Genomic DNA, 21,012 nt, shown 5'->3' with positions numbered 1-21,012 from the left:
CCTGATCGGGGGCGGCAACCGTGTCTAGGGCCGTATTGTTGTAGAGCCGAGCCAATGCTCGGCTCAATGGGCCCGAGGGAATGCAGCCGAGCATGGGCTCGGCTCTACAGGGCGGCCCCGCCTGCCCCGCCCTTTATGCCGCCGCCGCGTCGCGGCTGTGGTCGAACTGGCCGTGGCGCAGGAAATGCGCGGTCTGCCGCGCGGCATCGGGAGACACCACCAGGCCACTGTGGCTGGTGCGCACCACGCAATGGTCGGCCAGACCCGGCAGGCGGGTCTCGGCCAGTGCCACGGTGCCGTCGGAGGCATCGTCGATGGCCCCCAGCAGGCTGCCCAGCCCATGCGGTACCGAGCCGGCGATCAGTCCGACTTCGGCCTTGCCCTGCCAGTCCGGCAGGCCATCCAGCAGCAACTCGCTGCTGCGCCCCAGCGCCAGCCCCCAGCCGTGCTCGGACAACGAACGCGCAGTACCACTGCCGCGCAGCGGCGAGCCCAGGCAGACCACGCGCTGTACCGGCAGCTGCGGATTGCGGCGCAGCGCTTCCAGCGCCAGCAATCCACCCAGGCTGTGGCCGACCAGCGACAACGGACCGGCATCGGCCAGCCGCTCCAGCAACTGCGGCACGGCTACGTCGGGGCCACCGAACACCGAGGAGTAACCGAACGCGTGCACCTGGAAACCACGCGCGCGCAGGCGCCAGGCCAGCGGCCCGACCCAGGCGCGGGCATTCCAGATGCCATGCAGCAGCAATACGGGGGGAGTCATGCAAACAGCCTGGCGGTCAGCGGGGCAGAAACGTACGGCAATTGAACACGCGCGCGCAGCAAGCGGCGGTGAACGTCAGGCCGCGCGCGGTGCGCGGCGCAGGATGAATTCAAGATCGTGGGTGTCGCCGACCGGGAACAGGTACTCGCCGGCCTTCTCGAAACCATAACGGGCGTAGAAACGCTGCGCGCCGAAGTTTTCCGACCACACGCCCAGCCACAGCGTGCGCGGGCCGTCGCGTTCCAACCAGGCCAGCGCGGTTTCCAGCAGGCGGCTGCCCCAGCCGCAGCTCTGCTGCGTCTTGACCAGGTACAGGCGCTTGAGTTCGCCGTCGCCGGGTTTCACGTCCGGGTGCGGCAGGCCACAGGGGCCGGCGGCGGCATGGCCGACCGCCTCCCCGTCCAGCTCCAGCAGCCACACCGCGTAATCGGGGTGGGCCAGGATCACGCGCTGGCGCTCGACCGTGTAGGCCTCCTCGAGGAAGGCCTGCAGGTCCTGCGGCGGATACAGATGGCCGAAGGTTTCGGTGAACGTGCGGGCAGCCAGCGCCGACAGGGTCGGCGCGTCGTCCACGGTGGCGCGGCGGATCGAATACATGCAGGAAGTTGACGTCAGGGCGAAGCGCGGGTCAAGCCTTTTCAGGCGATTCCGCTTCTTCTTCCTCGTCCTCTTCCTCGTATTCCTCTTCGTCCTCGTCCTCTTCTTCCTCGCCTTCCTCGTCCTCGTCGTACTCTTCCTCTTCGTCGTCCTCGTAATCCTCGACGCCGAAGTCTTCACCGTCCCAGCGACCTTCGCCGTCAGCGACGAAGGTCAGGGCCATGGCCGACGGGTTGGTACCGACGCGGACCAGCCAACCACCGAACACGCGTGCACGCTCGGTGACCAGGTTGGCCTCGGAGCCTTCATTGCCCAGCTTTTCCCACTCCAGCGAAAACGCAAACTCGGTCATTGCCTGGATCTCCTGATCAGTTGGTCTTGGGGCGAACCTGGATGTGCACTTCGGCCAGCTGCGCGTCGACGATCGGCGACGGCGCGTCGGTCATCAGATCCTGTGCACCGGTGGTCTTCGGGAACGGGATGACGTCGCGGATCGACTCGGTGCCGGCCATCAGCGCGGCGATGCGGTCGATGCCGAAGGCGATGCCACCGTGCGGCGGCGCGCCGTAGTTCAGCGCGTCGAGCAGGAAGCCGAACTTGGCGCGGGCTTCTTCGGCACCGATGCCCAGCAGCTCGAACACCGCGCTCTGCATGTCCGGACGGTGGATACGGATCGAACCGCCGCCGATCTCATTGCCGTTGAGCACCATGTCGTAGCCGCGCGAAACGGCGGTACGGGCATTGGCGCGCAGGTCGACGATGTCATCCACGGCCGGTGCGGTGAAGGGGTGATGCAGGGCGACGTAGCGCTGTTCTTCCTCGTCCCACTCGAACATCGGGAAGTCGGTGACCCACAGCGGCGCCCAGCCGTCGGCGACCAGGCCGAAGTCCTTGCCGGCCTTCAGGCGCAGCGCGCCCATGAAGTCGGAAACCTTGTTGTAGCCACCGGCACCGAAGAACACGATGTCGCCGTTGCCGGCGCCGACGTGCGCCACCAGCGCGGCGAAGGATTCCTCGCTGAAGAACTTCTGGATCGGCGAGCTGACTTCACCGTTGTCGGCAATCTTGATGTAGGCCAGGCCCTTGGCGCCGTACTTGGCGGCATGCGCGGCGTATTCGTCGATCTGCTTGCGGCTCAGCGACGCACCGCCCGGGATGCGCAGCGCGGCGACGCGGCCCTCGGCATCATTGGCCGGGCCGGTGAACACCGGGAACTCGCTGTCCTTGACCAGTTCGGCCACGTCCACCAGCTCCAGCGCGATGCGCAGGTCCGGCTTGTCCGAACCGTAGCGACGCATCGCCTCGGCCCAGGTCATGCGCGGGAAGCTGGCATCCAGCTGCACGTCGACCACTTCCTTGAAGATGGCGCGGATCATGTCTTCGACGAAGTCCTGCACGTCACGCTCGCGGACGAAGGCGAACTCCATGTCCAGCTGGGTGAATTCCAGCTGGCGGTCGGCACGCAGGGCCTCGTCGCGGAAGCAGCGCGCAATCTGGTAGTAACGGTCGAAGCCGGCCACCATCAGGATCTGCTTGAACAGCTGCGGGCTCTGCGGCAGGGCGTAGAACTCGCCCGGGTGCATGCGCGCCGGCACCAGGAAGTCGCGCGCGCCTTCTGGAGTGGCCTTGGTCAGGATCGGGGTCTCGATATCCTGGAAGCCCTTCTCATCCAGATGGCGGCGCAGCGCCTGCACCAGCTTGATGCGGGTGCGCTGCATGCGCTGCATTTCCGGGCGGCGCAGGTCCAGGTAGCGGTACTTCAGGCGGGTTTCCTCGCCCGGATTCTCGTGGGCGTGGAACGGCAGCGGCGCGGCCTTGTTCAGCACGGTGATGGCGGTGGCGATCACTTCCACCTTGCCGGTGCGCATCTTGTCGTTCACCGCGTGGCGGGCACGCACGACGCCTTCCACCTGCAGCACGTCCTCGTAGCCCAGCGACGCGGCCACGGCGAACACTTCGGCGTTGTCGACTTCCACGGTCACCTGCACGATGCCTTCATGATCTCGAAGATCGATGAAGCAGACGCCGCCCTGGTTACGGGCCACGTCGGTCCAGCCGGCGAGGGTGACAGTCTGGCCAATCAGGGTCTCATCGACCAGGCCGCAGAAGTGGGTACGCATGGGGGGGAAGCTCCGCTGGAGAACGCCGGCACCGGATGGGGGCCGGAAAGCCTCGTATTCTGCGGCCGAGGCCCCGGCCGGGGCAAATCCGGCCAGTCACACCGGCTTGATCGCCCCCCTCCCTATAGTCGGGCACCTGCCACCGTATGGGATGCCGCCATGAAACCGCTGTCCCTGGCCAGCCTGGCCGTGACCCTCAGTCTGGGTGCCCTGGGCACCCTTACCCTGCCCGCCCCGCCCGCATCTGCGCAGAACGGGGTGATCCGCTGCGAAAGCCAGAGCAACCGCGAACGGGTCTGCAACACCGGCTGGCGCGGTGCACAGCTGGTCCGCCAGTTGTCTGGCAGCCCCTGCGAGGAAGGGCGCTCCTGGGGCAGCCGCAATGGCAGCATCTGGGTCACCAACGGTTGCCGCGCCGAGTTCGTCGAGGCCCGCGGTGGCTGGGGCGGCGGCAACGGCGGTGGTTGGGGTGGCAACAACGGCCGCCCCGGCGAGACCATCCGCTGCGAGAGCCAGAACAACCGTGAGCGCAGCTGCCCGGTGGGTTGGCGCAATGCCCGCCTGGTCCGGCAGCTGTCCGGCAGCCCTTGCGATGAGGGCCGTACCTGGGGCGTGCGCAACGGCGCAGTCTGGGTCAGCAATGGCTGCCGCGCGGAATTCGCCGAAGCCCGCGGCTGGGGCGGTGGCGGCGGTGGCTGGGGCGGCGGCAACAGCAATTACTCCGTTACCTGCAGCAGCAACAACAATCGCTCGCAGACCTGCGACTGGGATGAACGCCAGGGCCGGCCGGTGCTTCAGCAGCAGCTCTCCGGCAGTGCCTGCCAGGAAGGCCGCAGCTGGGGTTACTCGCGTGGCCAGGTATGGGTGAGCAACGGCTGTCGCGCGCGCTTCGGCACGCGGTGAGTGCAGGGTCGGGGTCGGAGCCCCCCGCAGGAGGGATCCGACCCCGGGATCACGGCGCCGGTGGTTTGTCATCGCCCCACGGCGGCGGCGGCAGGGCAACCGGCTTGCTGAGGTCGAACTGCACGCGGAAGCGGCGGCCATCCGGACGTGTCAGCTCGTAGACGAACGTCTGGTCGGGATCGATCTCCATCGCCCACGTGTTGTGGGTCGAGGCCAGCATGTCGGCACGACGGAACATGGCCACCGAATCGCCATCGGCCGGGAACTGCTGGCGCTCGGCGGTGCCCGGTGGCGTGCTGTCGCCGCCGTACAGCGTGATCGCGTCGAGGCTGCCGTCTTCATGCCGATGGTCGTGCTTCAGGCGCAGACCGGTTTCGGTGCGGGTCAGCACCCAGGTCCGCGAGTGGTCATTGCCGACATGGAACGGGATGCGCAGCTCGTGCGCCGGATCGGCACAGCCACGCACGTGCATGACCAGGCGCTGGCCGGCGAACGGATCCTTGCCGGTCGGTGCCGGCGTGTCCTCCACCACCTTGCCGGCATAGGCCTGGCCGCAGTGCGCGGCAATGGCGGCCATGAAGGCATCGGCCGGTGCGGTTGCCAGATCATGGGCAACCGTGTCGGAGCGCTGCGAACAGGCAGCGAGGCTGAGCAGGAGGGCGGAAGCGGTGACCACGGCAGGCAGTTTCATGCCCCAACCCTAACGGCCCTGGCCGACGGGCGCAAACCGCCCGCAGCAACCGATCAGCGTTCGACGGTGTGCGGTTCCGGCAGCGTCTCGGTGGCCGCCACCGGCGCGGCCGCGCCCTCGCCTGCCGGCTCCTGTTCAACAGGATCGACATCAAACGGCGTACGGAACACCAGCGACGGCAGCAGCGTGGTCAATGCGGCATACAGCAGCAGCGCGCCGAACAGCACCGCCGGAATCTGGAAGCGCTCGCGCATGATCGCGGCCAGCACCAGGGTGAAGATCAGCGTCGGTGCCAGCGCCAACGAGACCCGCAGGCTGCTGCGGAAGCTCTCGCCGAACATCACCCGGCGCTGCAGCCAGACCACGCCGATACGCAACGGCAGCACCACCAGGGTGATCACGATGCCCAGCCCCAGCGCCTCGAAGCTGAGTGCTTCGCTGGGCACCTTGGTACCGGCATTGAAGAAATAGAACGGCACGAAGAACGAGGCGAACAGGCGCAGCGCGTGCAGGTTCTCATGCGAGGCCAGCAGCGGCATGCGCTGGTGCAGCAGGCGCGCGACCAGGCCGGCGATGAACGCGCCAACCAGGTAGTACACGCCCAGCAGGTACGTGATGTAGGCCGCGACCATGCCCACCATCACCAGCAACGAGAACTCCGAGCCGGGCGCATGCGGTGCCACCCAGCGACCCAGCGCGATGAACAGCAACGGCAGGCCGACCATCATCGCCAGCAGCGCCAGGCTGGACAGCGCCATATGCCCCGGATCGCCGGCCTGCAGCACGATGAACAACGCCGCCAGCGCCAGCAGTTCGCCGGCGATGGCCTTGCTGGTCACCCAGAACCGCTCGTCCTCGCTCAGGCCCAGCCGCGACAGCGAATCCATGATGAAACCGGTAGACGGTGTCAGCAGCGCCAGTGCAAGCAGGCCGGCGGCCTGCCAGGGCAATCCCGCGTAGCGCCAGGCCAGCCAGCCCACACCGAACAGCGTGCCGGTACGGATCACCAGATGCGCCAGCAGCGGCCACATGCCCCGCCGCAGCGCCTGCAGGTCCACTTCCAGGCCGGCGAACAGGAACAGCGAGGAAATGCCCAGCGTGGCCAGCAGGCCGATCACCGCATCGTGGGCCTGGTCGCCCAGCCAGAGCATGCCGATGATGCCGAACAGCAGGCAGGTCAGCGGCGCGGGCAGGCTGAAACGCTGCAGCGCGCGCGGGATCACCAGCAGCGCGAAGATCAGCAGCAGGTAGATCAGTTCATGGCTCATGGGGGACTTCCGTGTGGTTCGAACGCGCGCAGGATGCGCGCGCCGAACCGATCCGGCAAGCCGTTTACGGATGACCAGCGGTTACCTCATTCGATCAGTCGATCGGCAATGCGCCCGACCTGTGCCAGCACCACGGCTTGTTGTTCGTAGCTGATCGCGCCGGCCTGCAGGTAGGCGGTCAGCACCCACGGCGTGCCGCCGGCCAGCGGCCACAGCACGGCGATGTCGTTGCGCGCGTCCTCACCGTTGCTGCCGGTCTTGTCGCCCACCCGCCAGCGCTTGCCGAGGCCTGCACGCAGGCAGGCATCACCGGTTTCATTGTCGATCAGCCAGTCGGCCAACTGCTGCCGCGAGGCCGGTTGCAGCACCTCGCCCAGCACCACGCGCTGCAGGGTCGCGGCCATCGCCGCCGGCGTGGTGGTATCGCGTGGATCGCCCTCGGCGAAACTGTTCAGTTCCGGCTCTAGGCGGTCACTGCGGCTCACCGCATCACCGCTCGCGCGCAGGAACGCGGTCACTGCGGGCGGGCCACCGACCACGCCGAACAGCAGGTTGGCGGCGGTGTTGTCGCTGGTGATGATCGTGGCACGGCACAGATCGCGCACCGTCATGTTTTTGCCTGCATGGCGGCGGGTGACCGGTGCGTGCGAGAGCAGATCGACGTCGCGCACCGGCACGCGGGTGTCCAGCAATGCCGGTGTGCGCTCGGCCTGGCTGAGCACGGTGGCCGCCAGCATGCTCTTGAAAGTGCTGCACATCGGGAAGCGCTCGTCCTGGCGATGACCGAAACGGCGACCGCTGGCGGTGTCGAGCAGGGTCACGCCGAGGCGTCCGGCGCAGGCCTTTTCCAGCGCGGCAAAGTCAGTGGCGGCGGTGAGGGTGGCATCGGTGGGTGCGTTGGCGGTGGTCTTGCCCGCAGCACGTGCCAGCAGCGGCAGGGCAAGCGAGGAAGCCACGGCAGCACCACTGAACTGCAGGAATCGGCGACGGGCGAGCATACGGGTTCTCCTGGGGACCGCTCGATTATTGAAGCCGCTATCGGGGGCGACCAGCGCAAAAAATCAACAGGAGGCATGAAGTGAATTAATGCCTGACGCATTCAACCCCTTAATTTTCCGAAATCCATCGTTGAAGCGTTAGGATCAGCCATCACTCCAGCTCACGACTGCGCGATGTTGCACCCTACCCTGCCCCTGAACGCGCTGCGCGCCTTCGAGGCCGCCGCCCGCCACCAGAACTTCACCCGTGCCGCGCTGGAGCTGTGTGTCAGCCAGGCCGCGCTGAGCCATCAGATCCGGGGGCTGGAGGACCGGCTTGGCATCCGCCTGTTCCATCGCCTGCCACGCGGCGTGGCGCTCACCGATGAAGGCGCAGCGCTGTACCCGGTGCTCAACGAAGCGTTCGAGCGCATTTCCGCCAGCATCGCGCGCTATACCGGTGGCCCGGCACGCGAGGTGCTGACGCTGGGCGTGGTCGGCACCTTCGCCACTGGCTGGCTGCTGCCACGGTTGGGCGCGTTCGAAGCCGCGCACCCGGACATCGAGCTGCGCCTGCAGACCCACAACAACCGCATCGACCTGGCCGGCGAAGGGCTGGACCTGGCGATCCGGTTTGGTGATGGCGACTGGCAGGGCCAGGCCTGCACCGCGATCCTCGATGCGCCCTTCGCACCGCTGTGCGCACCGGCCTTGGCGCGGCGGCTGAAGCAGCCGCGCGACCTGGGCACGCTGCCGCTGCTGCGCTCCTACCGCAGCGACGAGTGGCCGCGCTGGCTGCAGGCGGCAGGAGTGAGCGGCGTGGAAGCCCGCGGACCGGTGTTTGATTCGTCGTTGACAGTGGCGATGGCCGCGGTCGGCGGCGCCGGCGTGGCGCTGCTGCCGCTGCGCATGTTCGAGCAGGAACTGGCCGAGGGTCGCCTGCTGCAGCCGTTCAGCACCACGCTGGAGCTGGGGCGCTACTGGCTGACGCGGCTGCGATCGCGTGCCGAGCGCGAGCCGGCCAAGCGGTTCCGCGAATGGCTGCAGGCGCAGGGCACGTAACAAAAAAGGGGACGGAGGGGATTAAGTCGTTTGTGGCACAAACGACTTAATCCCCTCCGTCCCCTTTTTTGCGTGATCAGGACTCCAGCAGTTCCATCCACGCTGCCTCGGCTTTTTCCAGCTGGGCGGCGGCGGTTTCGCGGTCACGGCCGATCACGGCCATGCGGGTGGCATCGGCGTAGTTGGCCGGGTCGGCCAGCTGGCGATCCAGTTCGGCCAGTGCGCCTTCCAGCTCGGCCACCTTCGCTTCGGCGGCGGCCAGCTTGTGCGGGTTCACCGGCTTCTTCTGCACCACCTGCGCCACCGGGGCGGTCTTGACCACTACCGGCTCTTCCACCTGCTCCATGCGCGCCTTGGTGCCCTGCGCCTGCGGGCGGGTGCGCAGCCACGCGGCGTAGGCGTCGAGGTCACCATCGAACGGTTCGACCACGCCATCGGCCACGCGCCAGTAGGTGTCGCAGACCAGGCCGATCAGGTGGCGGTCATGCGAGACCATCACGATCGCGCCCTCGAAGGTGGCCAGCGCTTCGGCCAGCGCTTCGCGCATTTCCAGGTCAAGGTGGTTGGTCGGTTCGTCCAGCAGCAGCACGTTCGGCTGCTGCCAGGCGATCAGCGCCAGCGCCAGGCGCGCGCGCTCGCCACCGGAGAAACCATCCACCGGCTCGAATGCACGGTCGCCCGGGAAGTTCCACTTGCCGAGGAAATCGCGGAACGACTGGTTCGGTGCGTCCGGGGCGATCTCGCGGAAGTGCTCCATCGGCGACTGGCCTTCGTGCAGCGACTCCACCGTGTGCTGGGCGAAGTAGCCGATCTTCAGGTCCGGATGCGCCATGCGCTCGCCAACGATCGGCGCCAGCTCGCCCACCAGGGTCTTCACCAGGGTGGTCTTACCGGCACCGTTCGGGCCGAGCAGGCCGATCCGCTGGCCCGCTTCCAGGCCGAAGCCGACGTTGTGCAGGATCACCGCGTCCTTGCCGTAGCCGGCCTCGACGTGGTTCAGGCGGATCAGCGAGAACGGCAGCTTGGCCGGCGGCGCGAACTCGATGCGGAACTCGCGCTCGGCGCGCACCGCTTCCGTGCCGGCCAGCTTGGCCAGGCGCTTCATGCGGCTCTGCGCCTGCGCGGCCTTGCTGGCCTGCGCCTTGAAGCGGTCGATGAAGCTCTGCAGGTGGGCGCGCTCGGCCTGCTCCTTCTCGTGCGCGATCTGCTGCTGGCGCAGCTGTTCGGCGCGCTGGCGTTCGAAATCGGTGTAGCCGCCCGGGTAGAGCTTGGCGCCGCCACCGTGCAGGTGCAGCGTGTGGGTGGCCACGTTGTCGAGGAACTCGCGGTCATGCGAGATCAGCAACAGCGTGCCGGGGTACTTCAGCAGCCACTGTTCCAGCCAGTACACCGCGTCCAGGTCCAGGTGGTTGGTCGGTTCGTCCAGCAGCAGCAGGTCGCTGGGCATCATCAGCGCGCGTGCCAGGTTCAGGCGCACGCGCCAGCCACCAGAGAACGAGGACACCGCACGGTGATGGGTCTCGGCCGGGAAGCCGAGGCCGTGCAGCAGCTTGCCGGCGCGCGCTTCGGCGTCGTAGGCATTGAGCTCGGCCATCTTGGTGTGCGCCTCGGCCACGGCCTCCCAGTCTTCGCGGGCGGTCGCCTCGGCCTCGGCGGCCAGCACTGCGGCCACCTCGATGTCACCGCCGAGCACGAAGCTCAGCGCCGGGTCGGGCAGCGACGGGGTTTCCTGGGCGACGCTGGCGATGCGCACCTTGCCGGGCAGATCGACATCGCCCTTGTCGGCCTCCAGCTCGCCCTTCACCGCCGCGAACAGGCTGGACTTGCCAGCACCGTTGCGGCCGACCACACCCACCCGGTAACCGGCGTGCAGGGTCAGGTCGACATTGGACAACAGCAGCCGCTCGCCACGGCGCAAGGCGAAATTACGAAGGGAAATCATCGGGGGAGGCGTCCATATAACCAGATGGAATGTGCTGGTGAGCACTGTTCCTGCGACGCAATTCTAGCGTTAACGAATACTTGACGCGTCCCGGGATGCGCGGCGGCCGGCGTTCCTCTCTCCCACGTCCTCGCCGCGCGCGTCCCGGGCTCCCTCCCCCGCCAGTGCCAATTCGGGCTAAATGGTTGCTGCTGCAACGTTTTTCCCGATGACCGGCATTTGACAGGCGCTGAATATCCCGTTAATTCCTGTATTGCGCACCGCAACAACCGCCGTCCGCCTCACCCCCGTGATGTCGATTCCGGTGCCGCCCCCGCCAACCGGAGCCCCATCCCGATGACCCGCAAGACCAGCCTGATCGCCGCCGCCGTCGCTGTCGCACTCGGTGGCTCTCCGTTCGTTGCCGCTGCCCAGCAGGCTGGCACCGCCGCCAACACCCTGGACACGGTGATCGTCACCGGCACCCGCGTGGCCGACCGCACCGTCGCCGAATCGCAGTCGCCGATCGACATCATCACCCCCGAAGCCCTGCAGTCCACCGGCACAAGCGAGCTGGCCACCGCGCTGTCGCGCGCGCTGCCCTCGCTGAACTTCCCGCGCCCGGCCCTGACCGACGGCACCAGCGGCGTGCGCCCGGCGCAGCTGCGTGGCCTGTCGCCGGACCAGGTGCTGGTGCTGGTCAACGGCAAGCGCCGTCACACCTCGGCGATGATCAACGTCAACGGCAGCATCGGCCGTGGCTCATCGGCGGTGGACATCAACGCGATCCCGATCGCCGCCATCGAGCGCGTGGAAGTGCTGCGCGACGGCGCGTCGGCGCAGTACGGCTCGGACGCCATCGCCGGCGTCATCAACATCGTGCTCAAGGGCAGCGGCCGTGGCGGCAGCCTGGCCGTGGACTACGGCCAGTACTCGGCCGGTGACGGCAACAAGTACCAGCTCTCCGGCGATACCGGCGTCGAGTTCGGCAATGGCCGTGGCCGCGTGCATGTGGCCGGCCAGATCAGCCAGCAGGACGAGAGCAACCGCGCCGGCCCGTACCGCGGCACCACGCCGAATACCGGCAACTTTCCGAGCATCGGCCAGAAGACCTTCATCGTCGGCGACCCGCGCGTGGATGCCACCGCCGCCTCGGCCAACGCCAGCTTCGATTTCAGCGACCACGTAACCGGCTACGCCAGCGCGCTGCTCAGCAACCGCGACATCACCTCGTTCGCGTTCTACCGCTCGCGCAACCACAACGGGCAGACCGCGCTGCTGGCGCAGACCTACCCGGACGGCTTCGTGCCGGAGATCAACCAGTACTCCAAGGACCGCTCGCTGGTGGCCGGCGTCAAGGGCAACACCGACAACGGCTGGACCTGGGATCTGAGCCTGAACCACGGCGAGAACACCCTCGACTTCCACACCCGCAACAGCATCAACTACAGCCTCGGCGCCAGCAGCCCGCGCTCGTTCTACGACGGCACGCTGAAGTACCAGCAGGACATCTTCAATGCCGACCTGACCAAGTCGCTGGACTGGGGCCTGGCCTACCCGGTCACGCTGTCCTTCGGCGGTGAGTACCGCAAGGAAAAGTGGGACCAGAACCCGGGCGAACTGAACTCGTACACCGGCAGCGGTGCGCAGGGCTTCGCGGGCTTCACCCCGACCAATGAAGTGCATGCCGACCGCCACAACTACGCGGTCTACGCCGGCCTGGAAGCGGACCTGACCGAGAAGTTCTCGGCCGGCATCACCGGCCGCTACGAGGACTACTCGGACTTCGGCGACCGCTTCTCCGGCAAGCTTTCGGCGCGCTATGCATTCACCGACAAGGTCGCGCTGCGGGCCACCGCCTCCAGCGGCTTCCGCGCGCCCTCGCTGGCGCAGCAGGGCTACCAGGCGGTCACCAGCCAGTTCCTCAATGGCGTATTCGTCGAGCGCGGCACCTTCCCGACCACCAGCCCGGCTGCGCAGGCGCTGGGCGCCTCGCCGCTGAAGGCCGAGACCTCCACCTCCTACAGCCTGGGCCTGGTGCTGCAGCCGGTCGACCGCCTGTACATCACCGTCGACGCCTACCAGATCGACATCGATGACCGCATCGCACTGTCGTCCAGCATCACCACCAATGCCGCCACCAGCGCGCTGCTGGGCACCCTCGGCCTGCCGCAGGTGACCGCGTTCTCGTACTTCACCAACGGCCTGGATACGCGCACCCGTGGCGTCGACTTCGTGTCCAGCTACACGGTGCCGTTCAGCGCCAGCAGCCTGGAGCTGACCGCCGCCTACAGCTACAACGACACCGAAGTGCGCCGCGTCGGCGGCACCCCGGCGGTGTTCGGCACGCTGGGCCTGACCCAGTCGCTGATCGGCCGTGATGAGATCGGCCGCATCGAGGACAGCTACCCGCGCGACAAGGCGATCCTGAGCGGCACCTGGCGTTCGGACCACTGGGAACTGGGCCTGGCCGCGACCCGCTACGGCAGGTTCACCGTGCGCAACTCGGCCACCGCGCTGCGCGACCAGACCTACGGCGACGCCTGGGTGGTGGATGCCTCGGCCAGCTACAAGCCGAGCAGCAACTGGACCCTGACCGTGGGCGCCGACAACCTGCTGGACAAGTACCCGGACCGCACCGAAGACCTGCAGAACTCCACCTTCGGCATGCTGCCGTACAGCAACTACTCGCCGTTCGGCTTCAACGGCGCGTATGTGTACGGTCGGATCAAGTACACCTGGTAACGGGTAATGGGTAATGGGTGCGCCGGGCCCTGCCCGGCGCTGCTCCACACGCCCGCCGGCGGCCTCGGGGCAGGCGCGGTCCTGACCGTATACCGTTGCCAGCTCCTGCACCCGGTTTCCAGGCTGTGCTCTGTCGCACGCGCCTCATAGGTCGCCCTGTGCATAATCAGCGGACCAACGAAGGAGCCGCTCCGTGACGAGAGCCTGCATCACTCGCCGCCATGTGTACGCTGCGCTCGCGTGGATTGCGCTGGCGGCCCCCCTGTCAGGGTGTTCAGGAGATCACGTGAAACCCAGCTATTCCAAATCGAGCCTTGAGCCGATCGTCGTCACCCAGGTCTCCGCGTCGAAGCTCCAGGTCCAGTTCAATGAACCGATGGAAAGCATGTATTACGCGGCAGGGATGAGCTATGTGGTGGAAGGGGGCACCATGAAAGTCGTTGTTGATCGCTGCCCCATATCCGGCCAATGCACAACCATGCTGCGGCGCGACGTGAAGCCCGGACCTGCTGGCCCGGCCCGTCAGGAAATTCCCTTGATGGCGCCGCGCGTGGTGATGCTGTTCGCCGATGGCGAAACACAGATTTTTCCGTAAGAGCATCCCATGAGCGACAAGGTCGTCCTCGGCATCCATAGTCACGTAGACCCCAATACACAGGGGTCGTTCAATCAGTTCGTGGACGGCCACGCCTGGATCTCGGTGACGCGAGACGGCCAAGCGCCGGCAGATGGTGTGATCGTCGACGGCTACGCCTGGAGCCCCCCATAGGTAGGCACCATTCGGCCCGTCGGGGCCTGCCCTCTCTCAACAAGGCTTGATATCTCGCCCGTACAAGCCGCCCACGCAACGATCCGATACGCTGGCCGGGTTTGCCGTATGTGGCCGCATCGGTGAAAATCGGGGCATTCCCCCGATTTCCTGCGAGTGCCGATGCACCATGACACCGACCTGATCAACATCGTAGCCGTTGGCCTGGGGCTCGCCTTCATCTTCGGCGCGCTGGCCAACAAGCTCCGCTTGTCTCCCCTGGTCGGTTACCTGGTTGCTGGCATCTGCGTAGGTCCGTTCACCCCCGGCTTCGTCGCCGACCAGGCGCTGGCCAACCAGCTGGCCGAGCTGGGCGTGATGCTGCTGATGTTCGGCGTCGGCCTGCACTTTTCGCTGAAGGACCTGATGGCGGTCAAGGCCATCGCCATTCCCGGTGCCATCGGCCAGATCGCGGTTGCGACCCTGCTCGGCTGGGGCGTGGCCTCGCTGATGGGCTGGCCGGCCATCCATGGCGTCATCTTCGGTTTCTCGCTGGCCACCGCCAGTACCGTAGTGCTGCTGCGGGCGATGGAAGAGCGCCGACTGCTGGAAACGATGCGCGGCAAGATCGCAGTCGGCTGGCTGATCGTGGAAGACCTGGCCTGCGTGCTGGCACTGGTGATGATGCCGGTGATGGCGGGTGTGTTCGGTCCCGATGCCGCCAAGGAATCACACTCGCTGGGCAGCGTGCTGGCCGACATCGGCTGGACCTTCGTGCAGCTGGGCCTGTTCGTGGCAGTGATGCTGGTGGTCGGGCGCCGGGTCATTCCGTGGATCCTCGAACGCATTGCCGGCACCGGTTCGCGCGAACTGTTCACTCTGTCGGTGCTGGCGATCGCGCTGGGCGTGGCGTTCGGCTCGGCCATGTTGTTCGGCGTCTCGTTCGCGCTGGGCGCGTTCTTCGCCGGCATGCTGCTCAACGAATCGGAGCTGAGCCACAAGGCCGCAACCGATTCGCTGCCGCTGCGCGATGCATTCGCGGTGCTGTTCTTTGTGTCGGTCGGCATGCTGTTCGACCCGAACATCCTCATCCAGCACCCGTGGCAGGTGCTGGCCACGGTGCTGATCATCATGTTTGGCAAGTCGGCCGCGGCGTTCTTCATCGTGCGCGCATTCGGCCACCCGACCAGCACCGCGCTGACCATCTCGGCCAGCCTGGCGCAGATCGGCGAGTTCGCCTTCATCATCGCCGGCCTTGGCGTGGCGCTGCAGATCCTGCCGAAGGAAGGCCAGTCGCTGGTACTGGCCGGCGCGCTGGTGTCGATCATGCTCAACCCACTGGTCTTCGGGCTGCTGGACCGTTGGCAGGCCAAGCAGGAACAGCAGCCGCAGCCGGCCGAGCCGGAAGAGGCGATCGGCCCATCGCGTGATCTGAACGGGCACGCAATCGTGATCGGCTACGGCCGGGTGGGCAGCGAGCTGGCGCAGGTGCTGCGTGATCGCGGCGTGCCGGTGCTGGTGATCGATGACAACAAGGAACATGTCGAACAGGCGCACGCCAAGGGCCTGGCGGCGATCCGCGGCAGTGCCGCTGCCGACCGGGTGCTGGCTGAGGCCCACCCGGAGCGGGCGAAGATCGCGGTGCTGGCCATTCCGCAGCCGCTGGAAGCCGGTGAGGCGCTGGCCAAGCTGCGGGCGATCAACCCGGACCTGACCCTGCTGGCGCGCGCGCACAGCGATGCGGAAGTGAAGCATCTGCTGGAGCACGGCGCCGATGGCACGGTGATGGCCGAACGTGAGCTGGCGTATTCGCTGGCGGAGATGGTGATGTCCACGCCGCCGTATCGTGGGTTGGGACAGCACAGTATCCCGGTGGTGTGAGGGGTGTGCGTGCGGCAGGGCTTGCAGCCCTGCACCTGCCGAAACATCGGCAACGGCAAAAGCTGGCATTGTGTGGGATGGCAGTTTTCCGCTGCTGTTGGTGGGTGTCGACCTTGGTCGACACGGCGGCAAAAAAAATCCCCGGTCGACCCGCATCGACCGGGGATCTGGATCGCCACGTTGCCACTGCCTTGGAGAGGCAGTTCCACCGTAGCGCATCGCGTGGCCGGTGGTGATCGCATATGGCGATATGCACCAAGCGCGCGGCTATCAGGCGCCGGCCAAGGCCTGTTCCAGGTCGGCACGCAGGTCACCGATGTGCTCGATGCCGATCGACAGGCGCACGGTGTCCTCGCTGACACCGGCCTTGGCCAGCTCCGCTGCATCCAGCTGGCGATGCGTGGTCGAGGCAGGATGGGTGGCCAGTGACTTCGCATCCCCCAGGTTGACCAGGCGGGTGAACAATTTCAGCGCATCGAGGAAGCGCGCGCCTGCTTCACGGCCGCCCGGCAGGCCGAAGGTCAGTACGCCCGAGCCGTGTCCACCCAGATAGCGCTGCGCGGCGGCATGCTCGGGGTCGTCGGCCAGTCCCGCGTAACGCACCCAGGCGACCTTGTCGTGCGCCTTCAGGTACTGCGCAACGGCCAGCGCATTGGCATTGATGCGCTCCATGCGCAGCGCCAGCGTCTCGATGCCCTGCAGGATCAGGAACGCATTGAACGGCGACAACGCAGCGCCGGTATTGCGCAGCGGCACCACCCGCGCGCGGCCGATGTAGGCGGCCGGCCCCAGCGCTTCGGTGTAGACCACGCCGTGATAACTCGGGTCGGGCTGGTTGAGGCGAGCGAAGCGCTTGGGCTGCGCCGCCCAGTCGAAGCGGCCGGAGTCGATGATCGCACCGCCCAGGCTGTTGCCGTGGCCGCCCAGATATTTGGTCAGCGAATGCACCACGATGTCGGCGCCGTGCTCGAACGGGCGCAGCAGGAACGGCGTGGCCACGGTGTTGTCGACGATCAGCGGCACGCCAGCGGCATGCGCGACCTCCGCAATCGCAGCGATGTCGGTGACGTTGCCGCGCGGGTTGCCGATCGATTCGACGAACACCGCCTTGGTGCGTTCGTCGATCAGGTCGCCGAACGCGGATGGATCTGCCGGGTCGGCGAAGCGCGCCTGGATGCCGTACTGCGGCAACGTGTGCGCCAGCAGGTTGAGGCTGCCGCCATACAGCGCGCTGGAGGCGACGATGTTGTCACCGGCCTCGGCGATGGTCTGGATGGCATAGGTGATCGCGGCCTGCCCCGAGGCCAGCGCCAGTGCACCGATGCCGCCTTCCAGCGCGGCCAGGCGCTGCTCCAGTACATCGGTGGTGGGGTTCATGATGCGCGTGTAGATGTTGCCCGGTACCTTCAGATCGAACAGGTCGGCGCCGTGCTGGGTATCATCGAAGGCATACGCCACCGTCTGGTAGATCGGCACAGCCACCGCCCGGGTGGTTGGGTCGGGACGGTAGCCACCGTGCACAGCCAAGGTTTCCAGTTGCCACTGCGGGTCGCTCATTGCACCAGGCTCCATCCGGGGAAACCGCCACCATAGGACAGCCGGGGGCGCCCGCTGAAAGCCACTGGCGATGACGCCCGTACCGCCGGTTATCACGTTGGCCGCGATTCAGGCAGCCGTCATGGGCCGTTGCTAGGCTTCGCCGCCGGGCGCTCCTGCCCGGGCACGGAGGCCCCACGCATGCAGCCATCCCCCTGGACCCCCACCCCCAGCAGTGCGCCCACGTCGGTACTGCTGGTGGAGGACGACCGTCGCCTGGCCGAGCTGGTCAGCGATTACCTCCACGAACATGGCTTCGCCGTGCAGCACGTCGCGCGTGGCGACCTCGCCGGCGCCGCCTGCCGCCAGCATGCGCCCGAGCTGGTGGTGCTGGACCTGATGCTGCCCGGCCTCGGTGGCATCGACGTATGCCGGCAGATCCGCGGTTTCTCCGATGTGCCGATCCTGATGCTGACCGCCTGCGAGGACGACATCGAGCAGGTGCTGGGCCTGGAATCGGGCGCCGACGACTATGTGCACAAGCCGATCGAGCCGCGCCTGCTGCTGGCCCGCCTGCGCGCGCTGCTTCGCCGCCGCCATGGCAGCAGCAACACCGGCACACCCTGCCGCCTGATGCACGGCGAACTGCTGATCGACCGCATGCAACGCGAGGTGCACCTGCATGGACAGTCGGTGGACATGGGCACCACCGAATTCGAGATCCTGTGGCTGCTGGCCAGCCAGCCTGGGCAGATCCTCTCGCGCGACCAGATCCTGCAGGCGGTGCGCGGCATCGGCTTCGACGGGCTGGACCGCAGCGTCGATGTCAGCATCGGCAAGCTGCGCCGCAAGCTGGGCGATGACGCGCGCGAACCGCGGCGGATCAAGACCGTGTGGGGCCGTGGCTATCAGTTCAACCCGTCGGCCTGGACGGCATGAAGCGGCTGTTCCTGTGGTTGTGGTTCGTCACCGGTGCCTGCTTCCTGGTGTCGGTGTTCTTCCTCAACCACATCCTGGACGGCATCTACACGCCCGTGCAGGATCGCGTTTTCGTCCAGCAGGTGCGCGGACAGGTGTACGCCCTGCGCAGCGGCCTTGCTGGCCTGGATGCCGGCCAGCAACGTGAGCGCCTGCAGCAGTGGCAGCCGCACTATGGCATCGCATTGACCCTGTTCGACACGCCTCCGGCACTCGCCCCGCAGGAACAGGCGGCCGTAAAGGCGGATGGCTTCATCGTGCGCGATCAGTACCAGCAGGTCCTGCTGCCCATCGAAGGCGTCGGCGGTCGCTGGCTGCAACTGCGCCTGCCAGGCGCTGTGCAGATGACCACGTACATGACCATCGCGGCCTACCTCAGCATCCTGCTGCTGGTCGGCGCCAGCCTGTATGCCTGGGTACGCCTGCTCTGGCGCGACCTGGAAGCGCTGCGCCGGCACGCCGACCGCATCGGTTCGGGCGATCTGCAGGCGCGCGCGCAGGTTTCGCCACGCTCGCAGATCCGGGTGATCGTCGACCATTCCAACCGCATGGCCGCGCGCGTGGCCGAGCTGGTGCAGCGCCAGCGCGACCTCACCCATGCCATTTCGCACGAACTGCGCACACCCATCGCGCGCGTGGCCTTCGGCCTGGACCTGATGCAGGACAGCGACGATCGCGAACGTCGGGCACGGCTGGCACAGGGGCTGCACGGCGACCTGGCCGAACTCAACCGGCTGGTCAGCGAACTGCTGGCGTATGAACGTCTGGAGCATCCCAGCGAAGGCGAGCCGATGCAGCGCATCGAAGCCAACGACTGGCTGCAGGCCTGCCTGGCCGATGTGCGCCGTGATGCCGAACGTGCCGGCGTGGTCCTGCGCGTGCAGCCCAGTGCGTTGCCACGGGTGGATGCCGAGCCGCGCCTGCTGCAACTGGCACTCAGCAATCTGGTGGGCAATGCGCTGCGCCACGCGCATTCGCAGGTGGAAGTCTCGCTGGTCGGTGCCGGCGGTCGCGCCTGCCTGCGCGTGGACGACGACGGCCCCGGCATCGCCGAAGCCGATCGCGAGAAGGTGATGCGTCCGTTCACCCGCCTGGACGACAGCCGCAGCCGTGACACCGGCGGCTTCGGCCTGGGCTTGGCCATCGTCAACCGCATTGCGGCCCGCCACGGCGGCGAACTGCGCATCAGCCGCGCCACGCTGGGTGGCGCGCGCCTGGAAATGCACTGGCCGCTGGCTGCCAGCTGAACGCCCACGGGCGCGATTACAGTTGATTACAACTCCCGCACAACTGCGGACGGATCGGTCGCCGGCGTATCGCCACGCTAACGACCCTGCAGCACTCGCCGGATGCGAGCGCTGCTTTCCTCCCATTGTCGAGAGTTTCCATGTCCCAGCTTCGCCGTTCCCCCACCCTGCTCTGCCTGGCCCTGCTGCCGCTGTTCGCCGCCCCGATCGCCCAGGCCAAGGATGACCACTGGACCTTCGAAGTCGCCGCCGGTGCCGGTGCGACCCCTCGCTACAGCGGCAGCAAGGAGTATCAGGCGTCGCCCATGCTGTCCTTCGATGTCACCTCGCCGGGTGGCTGGTTTCTGGGCACCAGTGGCATCGGCTGGGGCACGTCCATCGGCGAGCACACCCGCGTGCGGGCCTATGTCGGTGCCAGCGGCATCCGCAAGGACAAGGATTCGCTGCTCGGTGGTTCCGACTTCCTGCGCGGCATGGGCGATATCGATTCCCGTCCCCTGGTCGGTGTCTCGGCTGGTTATACGCTGGGCGAAGCCGTGCTGAGCGGCTCCTGGCAGTTTACCCGCAAGGACGAGGACAAGGCCGAAAACGGCCTGGCCACCCAACAGATCCACTTGAACCTGAGCATGCCGCTGTTCGACCTGGCCGGCGGCGTGGTCAGCGGCAGCGTCTCCACCGACTACGGCAACCGTGGCTACATGCAGACCTGGTACGGCGTCAGCCCGGAACAGGCCGCGCGCACCGGCTTTGCCGAGCACAAGCCGAAGGCCGGCCTGGTCAGTGCCGGTCTCGGCCTGAAATGGAGCCACCGCGTGGGCCGCAACGGCAACTGGTACATCTCGGCCGAGGGCACGCGCCTGCTCGGCGATGCAGCCGACAGCCCGATCGTGCAGAAGCCCAACCAGTTCGGGCTGATGAGCGGCTACACGCACCGCTTCTGATGCAGGAAGGGCGCCCCTCGGCGGCCTTTGATCCCTGCGGTCAGCGGCAGGCCGGTGCCTGCCCGCTGCCGCACAGCTCGACCTCGCGCAGCCAACCTATCCACTGCACGACGTCATCCTTCTCCGGCTCGGAGCGGAACGATTTCTGCACGGTGTGGAAGCCCTCTGTGCCCTGGATGCCCTTGATCCAGGTGAACTCGGGCTTGCCGGTGCCCGGGTTCTCCGGGCAGCTGAGCATCAGCAACGCGAACGGGCGACCACCTTCCTCGCCCTCGCGGATCCAGTGACTCTGTGCATCGGGGCAGGCAATGCGCCAACCGGCTTCGATGATGCCGAGGAACTCGCGCGGGCTTGCGTGGCTACTGTTCGGCGCGTCGTTGACGGTGACCATGTCGGCCCAGTCCTGCACGGTCTGCCTGTTGGGCACGTACTCGGTGATGCGGTTGCCCTGCGCATCGGTGTTCTGGTGGGCCTGGTGGTAGCCCCTCATCGGCGGCAGCTGCACCTGCTCCGCAGCGGCGGCATGGGTGCCCGACGTAGCGAGTGCCAGTGCGATGCAGAGTGAAGCCAGGCGTGTGCCATCCATGCGGTTCTCCTTGTCCGGGCAAAAGTGCAACAAGGCGATTCTGCA

19 protein-coding genes are annotated in these 21,012 nt (G+C 67.2%); 9 read left to right on the top strand and 10 right to left on the bottom strand.

Annotation, left to right across the window (positions count from 1 at the left end):
* Positions 1-133: 133 nt before the first annotated feature.
* The 4 genes from HLA98_RS06235 to aspS all read right to left on the bottom strand — a co-directional run bounded on the left by HLA98_RS06235 (position 134) and on the right by aspS (position 3,483).
* Positions 134-766: an esterase/lipase family protein gene (locus HLA98_RS06235; protein ID WP_057500829.1), complete on the bottom strand. Its 633-nt coding sequence runs from the start codon at positions 764-766 to the stop codon at positions 134-136.
* Between the two features lie 75 nt (positions 767-841).
* A complete protein-coding gene (locus HLA98_RS06230) occupies positions 842-1,363 on the bottom strand; it encodes a GNAT family N-acetyltransferase (protein ID WP_057500828.1) in 522 nt (173 codons plus the stop codon).
* A gap of 31 nt (positions 1,364-1,394) precedes the next feature.
* A complete protein-coding gene (locus tag HLA98_RS06225; RefSeq protein WP_049444541.1) occupies positions 1,395-1,715 on the bottom strand; it encodes a hypothetical protein in 321 nt (106 codons plus the stop codon).
* 16 nt (positions 1,716-1,731) lie between these two features.
* The gene (gene aspS, locus HLA98_RS06220; RefSeq protein WP_057500827.1) at positions 1,732-3,483 is read right to left on the bottom strand and encodes an aspartate--tRNA ligase; all 1,752 of its coding nucleotides are present in this window, start codon (positions 3,481-3,483) and stop codon (positions 1,732-1,734) included.
* Between the two features lie 159 nt (positions 3,484-3,642).
* On the opposite strand from aspS, the gene HLA98_RS06215 reads away from it, so the two are divergent.
* Complete coding sequence (locus tag HLA98_RS06215; protein WP_057500826.1) at positions 3,643-4,386, top strand: DUF3011 domain-containing protein; 744 nt, start codon at positions 3,643-3,645, stop codon at positions 4,384-4,386.
* 49 nt (positions 4,387-4,435) lie between these two features.
* Here HLA98_RS06215 and HLA98_RS06210 read toward each other — a convergent pair whose 3' ends face one another.
* The 3 genes from HLA98_RS06210 to blaL2 all read right to left on the bottom strand — a co-directional run bounded on the left by HLA98_RS06210 (position 4,436) and on the right by blaL2 (position 7,343).
* Positions 4,436-5,077 carry a hypothetical protein gene (locus HLA98_RS06210; RefSeq protein ID WP_049444546.1) on the bottom strand — a complete coding sequence of 214 codons (642 nt, stop codon included), beginning with the start codon at positions 5,075-5,077 and terminating at the stop codon, positions 4,436-4,438.
* 53 nt (positions 5,078-5,130) lie between these two features.
* Positions 5,131-6,345, bottom strand: coding sequence for a cation:proton antiporter (locus tag HLA98_RS06205; protein WP_057500825.1), 1,215 nt, complete (start codon positions 6,343-6,345; stop codon positions 5,131-5,133).
* A gap of 86 nt (positions 6,346-6,431) precedes the next feature.
* Positions 6,432-7,343, bottom strand: coding sequence for a L2 family extended-spectrum class A beta-lactamase (gene blaL2, locus HLA98_RS06200; protein ID WP_057500824.1), 912 nt, complete (start codon positions 7,341-7,343; stop codon positions 6,432-6,434).
* Positions 7,344-7,517: 174 nt separating this feature from the next.
* Between blaL2 and ampR the strand changes: the two genes are divergently transcribed.
* Entirely contained in the window at positions 7,518-8,384 is an 867-nt protein-coding gene (gene ampR / locus HLA98_RS06195; RefSeq protein ID WP_049444552.1) for a LysR family transcriptional regulator AmpR, read from the top strand.
* Between the two features lie 76 nt (positions 8,385-8,460).
* On the opposite strand, the gene HLA98_RS06190 is transcribed toward ampR, so the two are convergent.
* Entirely contained in the window at positions 8,461-10,326 is a 1,866-nt protein-coding gene (locus HLA98_RS06190; protein ID WP_043400521.1) for an ABC-F family ATP-binding cassette domain-containing protein, read from the bottom strand.
* A 336-nt stretch (positions 10,327-10,662) separates the two neighbouring features.
* Here HLA98_RS06190 and HLA98_RS06185 point away from each other — a divergent pair, with 336 nt between their 5' ends.
* The 4 genes from HLA98_RS06185 (at position 10,663) to ybaL (ending at position 15,679) form a co-directional block, all read left to right on the top strand.
* On the top strand, positions 10,663-13,050 hold the full coding sequence (locus tag HLA98_RS06185) for a TonB-dependent receptor plug domain-containing protein (RefSeq protein ID WP_057500823.1): 2,388 nt from the start codon (positions 10,663-10,665) through the stop codon (positions 13,048-13,050).
* A 286-nt stretch (positions 13,051-13,336) separates the two neighbouring features.
* Entirely contained in the window at positions 13,337-13,645 is a 309-nt protein-coding gene (locus HLA98_RS06180; protein ID WP_057500822.1) for a hypothetical protein, read from the top strand.
* Between the two features lie 9 nt (positions 13,646-13,654).
* A complete protein-coding gene (locus HLA98_RS06175) occupies positions 13,655-13,819 on the top strand; it encodes a hypothetical protein (protein WP_160320754.1) in 165 nt (54 codons plus the stop codon).
* A 162-nt stretch (positions 13,820-13,981) separates the two neighbouring features.
* Entirely contained in the window at positions 13,982-15,679 is a 1,698-nt protein-coding gene (gene ybaL / locus HLA98_RS06170; RefSeq protein WP_057500821.1) for a YbaL family putative K(+) efflux transporter, read from the top strand.
* A gap of 270 nt (positions 15,680-15,949) precedes the next feature.
* Here the strand turns inward: ybaL and HLA98_RS06165 are convergent, their stop codons facing one another.
* Entirely contained in the window at positions 15,950-17,236 is a 1,287-nt protein-coding gene (locus HLA98_RS06165; RefSeq protein ID WP_057500820.1) for an O-acetylhomoserine aminocarboxypropyltransferase/cysteine synthase family protein, read from the bottom strand.
* A gap of 180 nt (positions 17,237-17,416) precedes the next feature.
* Between HLA98_RS06165 and HLA98_RS06160 the strand changes: the two genes are divergently transcribed.
* The 3 genes from HLA98_RS06160 (at position 17,417) to HLA98_RS06150 (ending at position 20,381) form a co-directional block, all read left to right on the top strand.
* Positions 17,417-18,154 carry a winged helix-turn-helix domain-containing protein gene (locus HLA98_RS06160; RefSeq protein WP_170272459.1) on the top strand — a complete coding sequence of 246 codons (738 nt, stop codon included), beginning with the start codon at positions 17,417-17,419 and terminating at the stop codon, positions 18,152-18,154.
* Positions 18,151-19,440: an ATP-binding protein gene (locus HLA98_RS06155; RefSeq protein WP_057501269.1), complete on the top strand. Its 1,290-nt coding sequence runs from the start codon at positions 18,151-18,153 to the stop codon at positions 19,438-19,440. Before HLA98_RS06160 ends, HLA98_RS06155 begins: the two co-directional genes overlap by 4 nt.
* Before the next feature lie 140 nt (positions 19,441-19,580).
* On the top strand, positions 19,581-20,381 hold the full coding sequence (locus tag HLA98_RS06150) for a MipA/OmpV family protein (RefSeq protein WP_057501268.1): 801 nt from the start codon (positions 19,581-19,583) through the stop codon (positions 20,379-20,381).
* 40 nt (positions 20,382-20,421) lie between these two features.
* On the opposite strand, the gene HLA98_RS06145 is transcribed toward HLA98_RS06150, so the two are convergent.
* On the bottom strand, positions 20,422-20,967 hold the full coding sequence (locus HLA98_RS06145) for a hypothetical protein (protein WP_212757463.1): 546 nt from the start codon (positions 20,965-20,967) through the stop codon (positions 20,422-20,424).
* Positions 20,968-21,012: the final 45 nt, after the last annotated feature.

The sequence above is a fragment of the Stenotrophomonas africana genome, assembly GCF_013004645.1.
Classification (GTDB): Bacteria; Pseudomonadota; Gammaproteobacteria; order Xanthomonadales; family Xanthomonadaceae; genus Stenotrophomonas; species Stenotrophomonas africana.
Note: the sequence above shows the minus strand (reverse complement) of the source record. Positions and strands in the feature narration are given on the sequence as shown.